Source organism: Mesorhizobium sp. M2A.F.Ca.ET.043.02.1.1, from assembly GCF_003952405.1.
Classification (GTDB): domain Bacteria; phylum Pseudomonadota; class Alphaproteobacteria; order Rhizobiales; family Rhizobiaceae; genus Mesorhizobium.
In genome coordinates this window covers 340,673-353,415 of sequence record NZ_CP034445.1, presented here as the reverse complement: position 1 = coordinate 353,415, position 12,743 = coordinate 340,673, and the positions used below count along the sequence as shown (strand labels likewise).

11 protein-coding genes are annotated in these 12,743 nt (G+C 64.8%); 5 read left to right on the top strand and 6 right to left on the bottom strand.

The window, feature by feature from the left end; translation table 11 throughout:
- Positions 1-11: 11 nt before the first annotated feature.
- A complete protein-coding gene (locus EJ068_RS01700) occupies positions 12-977 on the bottom strand; it encodes a hypothetical protein (RefSeq protein WP_127252158.1) in 966 nt (321 codons plus the stop codon).
- 171 nt (positions 978-1,148) lie between these two features.
- Here EJ068_RS01700 and EJ068_RS01695 point away from each other — a divergent pair, with 171 nt between their 5' ends.
- Positions 1,149-1,733 carry a nitroreductase gene (locus EJ068_RS01695; RefSeq protein WP_127252157.1) on the top strand — a complete coding sequence of 195 codons (585 nt, stop codon included), beginning with the start codon at positions 1,149-1,151 and terminating at the stop codon, positions 1,731-1,733.
- Between the two features lie 5 nt (positions 1,734-1,738).
- Here the strand turns inward: EJ068_RS01695 and EJ068_RS01690 are convergent, their stop codons facing one another.
- Positions 1,739-2,500: a TetR/AcrR family transcriptional regulator gene (locus EJ068_RS01690; protein WP_127252156.1), complete on the bottom strand. Its 762-nt coding sequence runs from the start codon at positions 2,498-2,500 to the stop codon at positions 1,739-1,741.
- Positions 2,501-2,640: 140 nt separating this feature from the next.
- On the opposite strand from EJ068_RS01690, the gene EJ068_RS01685 reads away from it, so the two are divergent.
- Positions 2,641-3,315 carry an isoprenylcysteine carboxylmethyltransferase family protein gene (locus EJ068_RS01685; protein ID WP_127252155.1) on the top strand — a complete coding sequence of 225 codons (675 nt, stop codon included), beginning with the start codon at positions 2,641-2,643 and terminating at the stop codon, positions 3,313-3,315.
- Positions 3,316-3,317: 2 nt separating this feature from the next.
- On the opposite strand, the gene EJ068_RS01680 is transcribed toward EJ068_RS01685, so the two are convergent.
- Entirely contained in the window at positions 3,318-4,193 is an 876-nt protein-coding gene (locus EJ068_RS01680; protein WP_127252154.1) for a CoA ester lyase, read from the bottom strand.
- Positions 4,193-4,645, bottom strand: coding sequence for a MaoC family dehydratase (locus EJ068_RS01675; RefSeq protein ID WP_126082353.1), 453 nt, complete (start codon positions 4,643-4,645; stop codon positions 4,193-4,195). The genes EJ068_RS01680 and EJ068_RS01675 overlap by 1 nt, the downstream gene beginning before the upstream one ends.
- 152 nt (positions 4,646-4,797) lie before the next feature.
- Between EJ068_RS01675 and EJ068_RS01670 the strand changes: the two genes are divergently transcribed.
- Complete coding sequence (locus EJ068_RS01670; RefSeq protein ID WP_127252153.1) at positions 4,798-5,919, top strand: DUF2336 domain-containing protein; 1,122 nt, start codon at positions 4,798-4,800, stop codon at positions 5,917-5,919.
- A 4-nt stretch (positions 5,920-5,923) separates the two neighbouring features.
- Here the strand turns inward: EJ068_RS01670 and EJ068_RS01665 are convergent, their stop codons facing one another.
- Together EJ068_RS01665 and parE are read right to left on the bottom strand one after the other, a co-directional pair.
- Entirely contained in the window at positions 5,924-8,005 is a 2,082-nt protein-coding gene (locus EJ068_RS01665) for an FUSC family protein (protein WP_127386066.1), read from the bottom strand.
- A 40-nt stretch (positions 8,006-8,045) separates the two neighbouring features.
- Positions 8,046-10,100, bottom strand: a complete 2,055-nt coding sequence (parE, locus tag EJ068_RS01660; protein WP_127252151.1) for a DNA topoisomerase IV subunit B — start codon at positions 10,098-10,100, stop codon at positions 8,046-8,048.
- Positions 10,101-10,355: 255 nt separating this feature from the next.
- Here parE and cpaB point away from each other — a divergent pair, with 255 nt between their 5' ends.
- Positions 10,356-11,276, top strand: coding sequence for a Flp pilus assembly protein CpaB (cpaB, locus tag EJ068_RS01655; protein WP_127252150.1), 921 nt, complete (start codon positions 10,356-10,358; stop codon positions 11,274-11,276).
- Between the two features lie 101 nt (positions 11,277-11,377).
- The gene (locus EJ068_RS01650; protein ID WP_128298503.1) at positions 11,378-12,742 is read left to right on the top strand and encodes a type II and III secretion system protein family protein; all 1,365 of its coding nucleotides are present in this window, start codon (positions 11,378-11,380) and stop codon (positions 12,740-12,742) included.
- Position 12,743: the final 1 nt, after the last annotated feature.

The window sequence follows — 12,743 nt, the reverse complement described above, 5'->3', positions numbered from 1 at the left end:
GCTCAGATGTATCAGTCCGCGCCTTCTTCGGGATCGATGGCCGAGGACTCGTTGGCAACGACCTCGATTTCCTGGTTCTGGCCGGCGACCACCGTGAAATCCTTCTGATAAATGCGGTCGCGGTTCTTGGCGATGATGGTGTACTGGCCTTCGGCCAGCACCATCGAGGCGAAGGCGCCGACGGCTTCCTTGATCGGATCGCCGCTCTCGTTGAGCAGTGACCAGGAGGTGTCGGCGATGGCTTCGCCGCCGGGCTCGCGCACCAGCTTCATCGTCATCTCGGCGGCGCGGTGCTCGACGGTAGCCTCCGTCAGCTTGCCGGCCTCGACGCGGATATCGGAGCGGATCACCGCATTGACCGCGCCATAGGTGGAGACGACGTGGTAGGTGCCGGCGTTCAGCCGCACCACGGTGTTCGGCGCGACGTCGGGGGCGATCAGTGCCCGGTCGCCATTGGCCGCGGGATGGTCTTCATAGATCGAAAAGCGCAGTTTCTTCGACTGGATTGGGGCGCCGCCCGATGTCACCGCGTCGAGCTTGAGGCCGCCGGCGTCGAGCACCAGGCTTTCGTGCCTGGCCGCCTTGCCGACGGTGATGCGCTTGGTGGCGCCGGCGCGTCCATAGGAGGCGTGGACGAGATAGCTGCCGGGGTCGAGCTGGAACACGGCCGTGCCGCCATGAGCTGAGGCCACCATCGGAAGCTTGCCGTCGCTTGACGGCTGCGGCTTGAACACCCGCCAGACAATGCCGCGGGTGATGTCGGCGCTCTTGTCAGTCAGTTGCGCCGAGAGCGTAATGGCGCCGCCATTGCCGAGCGCCAGCGGTGCTCCTGTCTTCGGCGTCGCGTAGCTCGAAATGCCTGGAAGCTTGAGGTCGCCGACATCGTTGGCGTTCTGGGCCAGCGCGAAGGAAACCGGCACCGCGAACAACGCAGCGACGAGTGCGATCACCAAAAGGCGCAGGGTCCCCTCAAACATGCCTTGCGTTGAAGCCCAAGGCGGTGGCAATTTCAAGGCTTAAGAGTTCGAGGCCTTGCGCCGACGGCTCTTTATCCGGCGCAAAACGCCACCGCCCAAGCCGCCCGACATCCCGATGGCGCGCTTCAGCTCAAAATTGAATACTATAGAATGCTGAGGAGACTTGCGCCCATGGCGTCGCCGATCATCGACTTCCTGCTCACCCGCAATTCCGCGCCGATCCCGGACCTCAAGGAGCCGGCGCCGAGCGATGCCGAGATCGCGACGATGATTGCGGCTGCCTCGCGCGTTCCCGACCATGGCCGTCTCGAGCCCTGGCGCTTCATCCTCTACCGCGGCGAGGCGCGTGTCGAGATCGGCAAGAAGCTGGCCGCACTTGCCGAGCAGCGCGAGGGACCGTTGCCGGAGGGCAGGCGCAACCAGGAACTGGCGCGTTTCTCGCGCGCGCCGCTGGTGATCGGCGTCGTGTCGGTGCCGAAGGAGAACCCGAAGATCCCGCAATGGGAGATGTTCCTGTCGGGCGGCATGGCAGCCATGAACCTGATGATCGCGGCCAACGCCCTGGGCTATGGCACCAACATGATCAGCAACTGGTACTCCGATGTGCCGGAGGGCAGGGCGATCCTGGGGTTGTCGCCGCAGGAGCGCGTTATCGGCTTCGTCCATATCGGCTCCTATCATGGGCCGGCGCCGGAGCGGCCGAGGCCCGATCCAGCCAAGCTCTATGACGACTACACCGGTCCCTGGGCGGGGTAAGCGGCCTAAGGACGTCGCGAAGGGGCGTGGGCCAGCCCGCGCTCCTTCGATCCATGCGCGCCGACTGCAGGATTGGAACGGCGCGCTGTCATGACGGCGCGCACATAGCCGGGCTCACCGATCCGGATGCTGCCGTCCGGCAGTCCCAGGATGCGGTCGAGCGCGATCTCGTAGAGCCTGACACGCCTTTCCAGGGCCTCGATCGCGATGTCCATGTCGGCATCGCTGCCGCCGGCGAACGCCTTGGCAACCATGTCGTGCGTGGCCATGCCGAACTGCATGACGATATCGGCAACGCCCTCGGGATCGAAAGTCCGGAATGTTCCGTCTTCGACGCCCTGGCGGATGATCTCCACCAGGATCGGCGAGAAGGACTTGCTCGCCGCCAGGTTGATGCGATGGAACAGCACCAGGTTTTCCGGCCGGAACATTGTCTCGAACAGCGCCCATGCTTCCGCCGCGGTCTCGACCTTGGCCTGGCGCGACTGCGCGAGGAGCGCGTTCAGGCGCCCAAGCGGATCGAGGCCCGGATCGTCGAGGATCTTCTGGACACCGGCCAGCGCCTGCCTGGCGAAACGCTCCGCCAATGCCTCCAGCAGCGTCTCCTTGGAGGCGAAGTAGTGATAGAAGGCGCCCTTCGAGACGCCGGCGGCCGCGATGACGTCGTTGAGGCTCGCTTTGTCGTAGCCATGCGTCAGGAATAGGGCCTGGGCATGATCCAGCAGTTCTTCGCGCCTGATTTCCGGATGCTTGATGATGCGAGGCATGGCGAAACCTTGTGCATGCGGCGGCCGTTCTCGTCCAGAGTGCCGGGTGTGCCTTGAGTTATAGACCGTCGGTCGGTATAATAGACCATCGGTCTGTTTCGGCCAAATAGCGGCGGGCGGCAGGTCATGGAAGGTTGGTCATGATCTCGAGATTGGTTGTCCAGACATTCGTGTGGTTCGGTGTAATGGGCGCGCTGATGTTCGTGTCCGCAGGAACGCTGCACTGGTGGGGAGCCTGGGTGTACATAGTCGTGATGGTCGGACTGAGCCTCACCATGGGCGTGGCGCTCGCCCGGCGCGATCCCGGCCTGATGAACGAACGCCTTCGCCCGCCGATCCAAAAGACCCAGACAGCCGCCGACAAGATAGTGCTGAGCATATTGCTCATCGGCATTTTCGCATGGCTGGCCCTGATGGGGCTCGACTTCCGTTTTGGCTGGTCGGCAGCTCCCGTCTGGGTGCAGGCGATCGGGATGCTGGTCCTGCTCGTCGGCATCTGGATCTGCTATCTCACGATGCTGGAAAACAGCTTCGCGGCGCCGGTCGTTAAGATCCAGGACGAGCGTGGACAGAAGGTGATCACCACCGGTCCATACGGTTATGTCCGCCACCCCATGTATGCGGGCGCCATACTCTATTTCGCCGGCACGGCGCTGGTGCTTGGCTCCTGGTGGGGGCTGGCATTGGTGCCCGTCTTCATCGTCCTGCTCGCCATCCGCACCTTCATCGAGGAAAAGACTTTGCGGACCGGCCTGCGGGGATACGACAATTACGCCGCGCGCGTCCGCTACAAGCTGGTCCCGATGGTCTGGTAATCTCAGGTGCCCGACGCCTTGGCGCGGGCCAGCAAACGCTCCGCCAGCCGCAGATGCGGCCGGTCATACATCTTGCCGTCGATGCCGACGACGCCCGGGTTTCCCGCCGCCGCGAACGCATCGACGATCGCCTGCGACCGCTCGACCGCTCCGGCGGAGGGCGTGAAGGCGGCGTTGATGACCGGCACCTGCGCCGGATGGATCGCCATCTTGCCGGTAAAGCCGTCGCGCTCGGCCTCGCGGCATTCCGTCTCGAAGGCGGCCATGTCGCGGAAATCGGGAAAGACAGTATCGATAGCAGCAACTTCGGCCGCTCCCGCCGCCAGGATGGTCATAGTGCGCGCCAGGCGGAACACGTCGGTATAGCGGCCGTTCTCGTCGCGGGCCGCCCGCGCGCCGATCGCGGCAGACAAGTCCTCCGCGCCCCAGGTCAGGCCGGCGAGCCGCGTGCTTGCCCCGGCATAGCTTGCCGCCGCAAGCACGCCGGACGCGGTTTCGGTGATGATCGGCAGGATTCTTATGGCGCCATCCGGGAGCCCGCTTTCAGCCTCATGCACCCGAAGCTTCGCCGCGAGTTGCTGGACATCCTGCCCGCTGTTCGACTTGGGCAGCATGATGCCGTCGGGCTTCGCAGGGACAAGGGCCGCGAGGTCGCTGTCGGTGAGGCCGGTGGAAAGGTCGTTGACCCGCACATAGACGGCGGGACCTCTCCGGCGCCTTTGGTTCGAGATGAAGCCGGCCGCGACCGCGCGCGCCGCAACCTTGTTCGCGCCGGCGACGGAATCCTCGAGATCGACGATGACGACGTCGGCGCCGGCCTCGAATCCCTTTTCCAGCTTGCGCGCGGAATCGCCGGGCACGAACAGCAGCGAGCGCATCAGACCGCCTTCTTCAGCATCATCGCCTGCCTTGTGCATTTGGCGACAAGAACGTCATTCTGGTTATAGGCGCGATGCTCGAACTCGACGATGCCGCGATCGGGTTTCGACTTGGAATCGCGCACGGAGACGACTGTCGTCTCGACCCGGATGGTGTCGCCGTGGAAGACGGGGTGCGGGAACACCGTTTCCTTCATGCCGAGATTGGCGACCGTTGTGCCGACCGTGATGTCGTTCACCGAAATGCCGATCATCAGGCCCAGCGTGAACAGCGAGTTGACCAACGGCTTGCCCCACTCGGTCTTCGCGGCGAAGTCGAAATCAATGTGCAAAGGCTGCGGGTTGAGCGTCATCACCGAAAACAACATGTTGTCGCTCTCGGTCACAGTTTTCCGCAGCGTGTGGTGGAAGACGTGGCCGACGACAAACTCTTCCAGATAAAGCCCGGCCATGATCGATCTCCCCGCAATTCCATCGCTTGATAGGCGTTGGCTGCGTCTCCATCAAGCCGGTTAAGAAATATGGTGAACCGTTCGTAAACCATTTCCAGCCTACCGTTCACAACGGGGCCGGGGACATTCCGGCAAGGGCGTAGCTGGTCGGCATGGTTGTTTCGCACTTTCTAAAATGGATTGATACGGCAAGGGTTTCCGAGCGTGCCGCCGCCGCGAGCGCGCTGGCGCGAGCCTATATCAATTCCGACCTGCCGTTCGAGGATCGCTGCGCCGCCGAGGCGGCGCTGACGCTGCTTCTGGACGATGCTTCGTCCAAGGTGCGACAGGCGCTTGCCGAGGCGCTGTCGATGAGCCATCACGCGCCGCCGCAGGTGATCAGCGCCCTGGCCGCCGACCAGCCGGAAGTGGCGACGCTGGTGTTGGCGCGTTCGCCGCTGCTTACCGATGCCGATCTCGTCGAGCGCGTCGTCTGCGGCCAGAAGGCGACGCAGGCGCTGATCGCCAACCGCCCGGTGGTCTCGATGTCGCTGGCGGCCGCAATCGCCGAGATCGGCGAACCGGAAGCCTGCGCCGCGCTGGTCGGGAACAGCGGCGCCGAGATTGCTTCGCTGAGTTTCCGCCGCATGGCCGAGCGGCATGGCCACGTGCCGCTGGTGCGCGAGGCGCTGATCGCCGATCGGCGCCTGCCGGCCGACTGCCGCCACATGCTCTTGGTCAAGCTTGGCGAGACCCTGAAAGGATCGCCGCTGGTGCTGGCGATGATGGGCGCGGCGCGCGCCGATCGCGTCATGCGCGATGCCTGCGTGAAGGCCTCGGTGACGCTGATCGAGGGAACGCGCATGGAAGAGCATGCCGCGCTGATCGAGCATCTGAGGCTCCGCGGCGACCTCACCGCCAGCTTCATCATCCGCACCATTGCGCATGGCAAGGTCGACTTCTTCGGCTCGACTTTGGTAGCTTTGGCCCGACAGTCCGAGCAGCGAGTGACGGCGCTTCTCGCCGGCGGGCACGACGTGGCGCTGCAGGCGCTGTTCCGCAGCGCCGGGCTTGCGCCGGCGACGCATGGCATCATCCTGCGCGCGCTGAAAGTCTGGCGCGAGGTCGCCAATGGACGGCGTGTCGCCGGCGTGCAGGAAGTGAGCTGGCTGATGCTGAAGGAACTCGGTGGCCAATCGGCCGAGGGCGATCTTGCCGGGCTGGTCAAGTCGATCCATCTCGACGCGCTGCGCGAAAACGCGCGCGGCCACGCGCTGGCGATTGCAGCTGCCTGACGCCTCAGCCTCGGCCCTTTGCAAAGAAATCCGGATAGTCTTCCATCGCCGCGGCAATGATGCGCAGGGAGGCTGCGATCCGCAGCATTTCGAGCCGATCGCTGCGTTCGCCAATGCTGGCCGCATACTGCCTTGCCACCGCGATGGTCGCGGTCTGCGGCTCGCCCGGCCGCCGGAACAACAATTCGCGCGCCAGGCCGCGCAGAAAATTGCCGATGGATTCGACTGTCTCGCGCGGCAGGGCGGAGTCCAGCTGCGCATGGCGCAGCCGAAGCACCTCCAGTCCGACGGTGACGGCGGCGATGCTGCCGCCGAGAATGGGGTCGCCCCTGCGGCCCGTTCGCTGCACCTGCGGCATCAGCTGGTTGATCCGGTCATAGGCGAGGCTTTCGAAAGCCGAACGCCGAGGTATCCGCTCATGCAGGCAAAGCCGCGCCAGATCCTCGCGCATCGCCTGCGAGATACGCTCCACGGTGACCCAGGGGTCGGCGGGCAGCACGACGATGAAGACGCCGATGGCGATCAGGATGCCGACCAGGATCGAGGCCGAGCCCGCGAAGAACGGCCCGGGATCATAGGTCATCTGCTGATGCGGGCTGAGGAAGGCGAGGAAGTTGATGGCGAAAGCGGTGGCGACGCCGACATGGCGTGGATTGGCCATGCCGAGCGCCGCGGGCACCAGGATCGGCACGACGAAGAGCGTGAACCAGCCGAAGCCGGGCAGCGCCGGCAGCGCGACCTGGCCGACCAGAAAGGCAAAGGGCAACGCGATCAGGGTGCCGGTGAAGAAGCCCCAGGCCGACTGCACGGGATCGGGACGCGTCGCGAACAGGCTGGAGACCACCGCGACGAGGATGACGGTGCCGGCCGCTTCCGACCATTTGGTCGTCAGCCAGAAGACGGCGACGAGCAGCGTCGCGAGCGCGGCGCGCACGGCGTTGCGCCATGCGGCCTGGTAGTCGCGGTGGACGACGAGTGCCGGCTGGCTTCGCTCATTCGATCTCCGGGAGACTGGCGAGCGAAGCGCATCGAGGCCGTCCAGCACCTGTTTCAGCGCTTCGGCAAAATCGCCGGCAATGGTGAGGCGAGTGACGGTGCCCACCTTGTCCTCGGCGGCATTGTTTGTACCGGCATCGTCGGGCAGGGCCGACACCTCCCTGGCCTTGCTCGCGATCGCATCGAGCCGCGCCACCCACGGGCCCGTATCGTCGAGAGCGCCGGGTGTCGCCGCCAGCTCGCCGACAAAGGCTTTCAAGTCGCGTCGCATGGGGATGAGCGCCGCATTCTTCGGCGCGCGGTGGCTGTGCAGCGTGCGCGCCGCCGACAGCGCCCACAGTAGCTGACCGATGGTGCGTCGCACCGGGTGGGCGCGGGGGGCGAAGCTCGGCGCTTCCAGGCGCGCATAGGTGCGCATTTCCGCGAGCGTCTGGGCGTCGGTGATCAGCTTGCGCTGGAGCGCGGCAAGGCTTGCCGGATCGCCGCCGGAAAAGGCGCCGCCGGCATATTCGGCGAGGTCGAGGATGCTGCGCTTCAGCCGCGAGATGATGGCGTCGGCCGCGAGCTTGGGCAGGATCAGCCGGCTGGTGACGCCGGCGCAGACGATCCCAATCACGATCTCCGCGCAGCGCGCGATGGCGAGGTCGACAACGACGATCGGCTGGCCGAGCGCCGGCAGGCTGATGATCATCGCCGTGTAGCCGGCAAGCGCCGCGCCATAGGCCTCCGGGTTGCGCAGCAGCGAGGATACGAGCGTGCAGACGCCGATCCAGAGCGCCAGGAGTGTGACCAGCAGCCAGGGATTGGCGCCGGACAGGGATGTTATGCCGATCGCAGCCAGGCCGCCGGCCAGCGTCCCGAGCAGCCGATAGAAGCCCTTCGCCAGCACCATTCCGGCCACCGGCTGGGCGACGATGAAAACCGTCATCATCGCCCATTGCGGATGGTCCAGCTTCAGCGCGTAGGCAACAAGCAGCGCGATCAGCCCGGCCGAAACCGTGCGCAGGGCAAAGATCCAGTCCGAACGGGTCGGCTGCGTCAGACCGTTTAACGATGTCTCGACAAGCTCTTTCAGACGCGTCCAGGTCACATTCGTCTCCGTACAGGAGTCTTTATGGACCCTTCCGCGATCAGATATCCAGCACGTCGGGCTCGGCGAATTCGGCGCGCTCCTGGATGAAGCGGAAACGCGCTTCAGGCTTGGTGCCCATCAGCGCGTCGACGGCATCCTTGGTGGCCTGCTCGGCGTCGATCACATCGACCCGCAGAAGAGTGCGCTTCTTCGGATCCATCGTGGTCTCCTTGAGCTGCGAGGCCATCATCTCGCCCAGGCCCTTGAAGCGGCCGATCTCGACCTTGCCGCGCCCGGTGAACTCGGTACGCAGCAATTCGTCCTTGTGCGCGTCGTCGCGGGCGTAGCCGACCTTGCCGCCCTGCCGGATCGAATAGAGTGGCGGCACGGCCATGTAGAGATGGCCGCCGCGGATCAGGTTCGGCATCTCCTGATAGAAGAAGGTGATCAACAGCGAGGCGATGTGCGCCCCATCGACGTCGGCGTCGGTCATGATGATCACGCGGTCGTAGCGCAGGTCCTCGTCGCGGTATTTCGAGCGCGTGCCGCAGCCGAGCGCCTGGATGAGGTCGGAAATCTGCTGGTTGGCGGCAAGCTTGTCGTTGCCGGCGCTGGCGACGTTGAGGATCTTGCCGCGCAGCGGCAGCACCGCCTGGCTGGCGCGGTCGCGCGCCTGCTTGGCCGAGCCGCCGGCCGAGTCGCCCTCGACGATGAAGATCTCGGCGCCGGCGGCCGCATTTTGCGTGCAATCGGCGAGCTTGCCCGGAAGGCGCAGCTTGCGCACCGCGCTCTTGCGCGAGACTTCCTTTTCCTGGCGGCGGCGCACACGCTCGTCGGCGCGCGCGATGACCCATTCGAGAAGCTTCGAGGCTTCCTGCGGATTGTCGGCAAGCCAATGGTCGAATGGGTCGCGGATGGCGTTTTCGACGATGCGCATCGCCTCGATGGTCGCCAGCCTGTCCTTGGTCTGGCCGACGAATTCCGGCTCGCGAATGAACACCGACAGCATGCCGGCGGCCGAGATCATCACGTCCTCGGTGGTGATGATAGAGGCGCGCTTATTGCCGATCAGGTCGGCATAGGCGCGCAGTCCGCGCGCCAGCACATTGCGGAAGCCGGCCTCATGCGTGCCGCCTTCGGGAGTTGGAATCGTATTGCAGTAGGAGTTGAGGAACCCGTCGCCGCCGAACCAGGTCACCGCCCATTCCAGCGAACCGTGGCCACCCTGCTTGTCGCTCTTGCCGGCAAAAACCTCGCGTGTGACCTGGAACTCGTCGCCCAGCGTCGCCTTGAGATAGTCCTTCAGGCCGCCGGGGAAATGAAACTCGGCCTTGGCCGGCGTCTGGTCCTTCTCCTTGATCAGCGAAGGATCGCAGGTCCAGCGGATCTCGACGCCGCCGAACAGATAGGCCTTCGAGCGCGCCATGCGATAAAGCCGCGCCGGCTCGAAGGCGGCGCCCTTGCCGAAGATCTGCTCGTCGGGGTGGAAGCGGGTCCTCGTGCCGCGGCGGTTATGAACCTCGCCCAGATGCTCGAGGCCGCTGACCGGGACGCCGCGGGAAAAACGCTGACGGTAGAGCTGACGGCCGCGCGCGACCTCGACCTCGAGATGGTCGGACAGCGCGTTGACGACCGAAACTCCGACGCCGTGCAGGCCGCCAGAGGTCTCATAGACCTTGGAGTCGAACTTGCCGCCCGAATGCAGCGTCGTCATGATGACTTCGAGCGCCGGCTTCTTGAATTTCGGATGCGGGTCGACCGGGATGCCGCGGCCATTGTCGGTGACGGTCAGGAAGCCGTCGGCGGAAAGCTCGACATCGATGAAGGTGGCGTGGCCGGCCACGGCTTCGTCCATCGAATTGTCGATGACCTCGGCGAACAGGTGGTGCATCGCCTTGTCGTCGGTGCCGCCGATATACATGCCCGGACGGCGTCGCACCGGCTCGAGCCCCTCCAGCACCTCGATATCGGCGGCGCTGTAGCTTTCGCTGCCGTCGCGGGCGGCGGTCGAGCGCTTGGCGGCCTGCACCAGGGGATCGGCGGGGCGCGAGGGCGCGCGCACCGGCTGTGCCTGCTTTTCCATCTTGCCGAAGAGGTCGTTGCTGTCGTCCATGCTGGGCCTGGCGTCCGGTAATGCGAATCACGGCTCGATACTGCCACGCTTTTGGCGGGCGAACGAGTTCCTGTTCCGTTCAGGGATCAAACTGTCTCTTATTCCAAAACCATTCGATAACCAAGCCGGCCGAAATAGGGCGATCGGCGGGTCACGGGATTCCTGATTCTTTAACATTAACGCCTAGCGTGAGGCCCAAACCAACAAAAGACCACGGGCGTCAGGGGTTTCGTTGTGCGGGGCAGGGCCATAACCATGATCGGTATCGCAGCCGTCTTCGGCGCGATCTCGATCTTTGCGGCGGATTTTTGGGTCAAGAGCCAGGCAAAGGCTCAGTCCGAGATCAAGGTGGTCACGGTCGAAGCTCCGCAGCAGCCCAAGGTCGAATTCAAGACCATCGTGGTGGCTCAAGCGCCGCTGCGCTATGGAATGGAGCTCGGACGGCCGCAACTGGCCGAGATCCCGTGGCCGCAGGATTCGCTGCCGCAAGGCGCTTTCCCGACGATCGACAAGCTGCTTGCCGACGGCAGCCGCGTGGTGCTGTCCCCGATCGAGGTCAACGAACCGGTGCTGCTCACCAAACTATCGGGACCGAACGGTCGCGCCACGCTGTCCAACATGCTGTCGCCGGGCATGCGGGCCGTCACCATCCGCACTGACGAAATCGCAGGTGTCGGCGGCTTCGTCACGCCGGGAGACCGGGTCGACGTCGTCCTGACGCGCGATGCGGGCGACATCCAGGAAGTATCCAAAAACGCGCAAGGGGCGGCCGGCTCGACGGTCACCTCCGAGATTGTGGTCTCCGACGCCAAGGTGCTTTCGGTCGGGCAGGGCGCTGACGAGCGCAAGACCGAGCCGCAGGTCGCCAATTCCGTCACCATCGAGGTGACCAACGAAGGGGCGCAGAAAGTGGCGCTCGCCCGCACCGTCGGCACTTTGTCGCTGTCGTTGCGGTCCGCGGCTGACGCCAGTGCCAGCAAAAGCGGGCTTACGACGATCTCTTCCTTCGGCGGCTCGGTTGCCGCAAACGCCGAGGCAAGTGCGGCCTCGCTCATCAATGCGGTGACGAAGGACCAGGACGAGCCGAAATTCAGGACGGTGATCGTGACGCGCGGCGAGAAAGTCGAAGAATACAAGGTTCCTTCACGGGAACCGCCGCAGGAACTGCAGCAATAGCCGGTGGGGACCGGCGGGGACGGGACAAGATGTTCGGGTTTGATGCATTTCGGACGACCGGGGGATGGCGTCTTCTCGGCGCGATCGCGCTCGTGGCGGCTATGCTTGGCGCCGCCGCGCCGGCAAGGGCGGGCAATGACGTCGTCTATGTCTCGGCGAACAAGAACGCCTCGATCAAGGTCGCCAAGGGCAAGCCGAAGACGATCATGACGAGCGCCGCCTTCTACCAGATCGTCATCGGCGATCCGGAGATCGCCAACGTCAACCCGCTGACCGACAAGTCCTTCTATGTGCTCGGCAACAATCTCGGCACCACAGGCATCGCCCTGTTCGACCAGAACAAGCAGCTTGTCGGCACCATCGACATCGAGGTGACGCTGGATACTGACCAGTTGGCCAGCACCATCCGCGCCAGCGTGCCCGACGCCAAGATCAAGGTCGGCTCGGCAAACGGCCGCGTCGTGCTGTCGGGCGAGGCCGAGGATGCGGTCGCTGCAGATAAGGCCAGCAAGATAGCGTCGCGCTTTTCCGGCAACGAGGAAGTCATCAACTCGGTGAATATCTCGTCCTCGCAACAGGTGCAGCTCAACGTCCGCTTCGTCGAAATCAACCGCCAGGCCGGGCAGGATCTCGGCGCCAAATACGCGGCCAATTTCGCTTATGGCATCGGCAACCGCAAAGTCGTGCTTAACCCGGACGGGGGAGATGTGCCGGCTGCCGGAACGGGCGAGATCATCGGCAGCCTGCTGTCGAACGGCTTGTCGATCGACATCGCCATCAAGGCGCTGGAGGAACGCGGCCTGGCGCGGCGGCTCGCGGAGCCGAATCTGATTGCCCGCTCTGGCCAGACGGCGAGCTTCCTTGCCGGCGGCGAGTTCCCGATCCCGGTTTCCGAAGACAACGGCAAGATCAGCGTCACCTACAAGAAGTACGGCGTCGGCCTCGATTTCACGCCGACGGTGCTGAAGGACGGGCTCCTGAGCCTCGACATCGCGCCGGAAGTGTCGTCGATCGACCCGTCCGCTTCCATCCAGGTCAGCAGCGGCATTTCCATTCCAGCCTTCATCGTGCGCCGCGCCAGGACGTCGGTCGACCTCAAGAACGGCCAGAGCTTCATGATCGCCGGCCTTCTGCAGTCGCAGAACGACATCACGACATCGCGGGTGCCGGGGATCGGCAAGCTGCCGGTGCTCGGTCCGCTGTTCTCCTCGAAATCCTATCAGCGGCGCGAGACCGATCTGGTCATCATCGTCACGCCGTACCTGGTCAAGCCGGTCGATCCCTCGAAGAAGATGGTCGAGCCGACCGACGGCACCCGGCCGGCAAGCGCCGCCGACTACTTCCTCAACAACACCGAGGAGGTGGACGCCTCGGCGCCGAAGCGTCCGCTGGCGCTGGCCGATGGCAGCGCCGCCCGCTCCGTATCCGGCACGTCCGGCCACTTCCTCGACCTGCCGAAGGACTAAG

Excerpts from the sequence above, each read along its gene's own strand:
- EJ068_RS01700 (WP_127252158.1), bottom strand. The coding sequence starts at position 977 with ATGTTTGAGGGGACCCTGCGCCTTTTGGTGATCGCACTCGTCGCTGCG.
- EJ068_RS01695 (WP_127252157.1), top strand. The coding sequence starts at position 1,149 with ATGGCGTCGCCGATCATCGACTTCCTGCTCACCCGCAATTCCGCGCCG.
- EJ068_RS01690 (WP_127252156.1), bottom strand. The coding sequence starts at position 2,500 with ATGCCTCGCATCATCAAGCATCCGGAAATCAGGCGCGAAGAACTGCTG.
- EJ068_RS01685 (WP_127252155.1), top strand. The coding sequence starts at position 2,641 with ATGATCTCGAGATTGGTTGTCCAGACATTCGTGTGGTTCGGTGTAATG.
- EJ068_RS01680 (WP_127252154.1), bottom strand. The coding sequence starts at position 4,193 with ATGCGCTCGCTGCTGTTCGTGCCCGGCGATTCCGCGCGCAAGCTGGAA.
- EJ068_RS01675 (WP_126082353.1), bottom strand. The coding sequence starts at position 4,645 with ATGGCCGGGCTTTATCTGGAAGAGTTTGTCGTCGGCCACGTCTTCCAC.
- EJ068_RS01670 (WP_127252153.1), top strand. The coding sequence starts at position 4,798 with ATGGTTGTTTCGCACTTTCTAAAATGGATTGATACGGCAAGGGTTTCC.
- parE (WP_127252151.1), bottom strand. The coding sequence starts at position 10,100 with ATGGACGACAGCAACGACCTCTTCGGCAAGATGGAAAAGCAGGCACAG.
- cpaB (WP_127252150.1), top strand. The coding sequence starts at position 10,356 with ATGATCGGTATCGCAGCCGTCTTCGGCGCGATCTCGATCTTTGCGGCG.
- EJ068_RS01650 (WP_128298503.1), top strand. The coding sequence starts at position 11,378 with ATGCTTGGCGCCGCCGCGCCGGCAAGGGCGGGCAATGACGTCGTCTAT.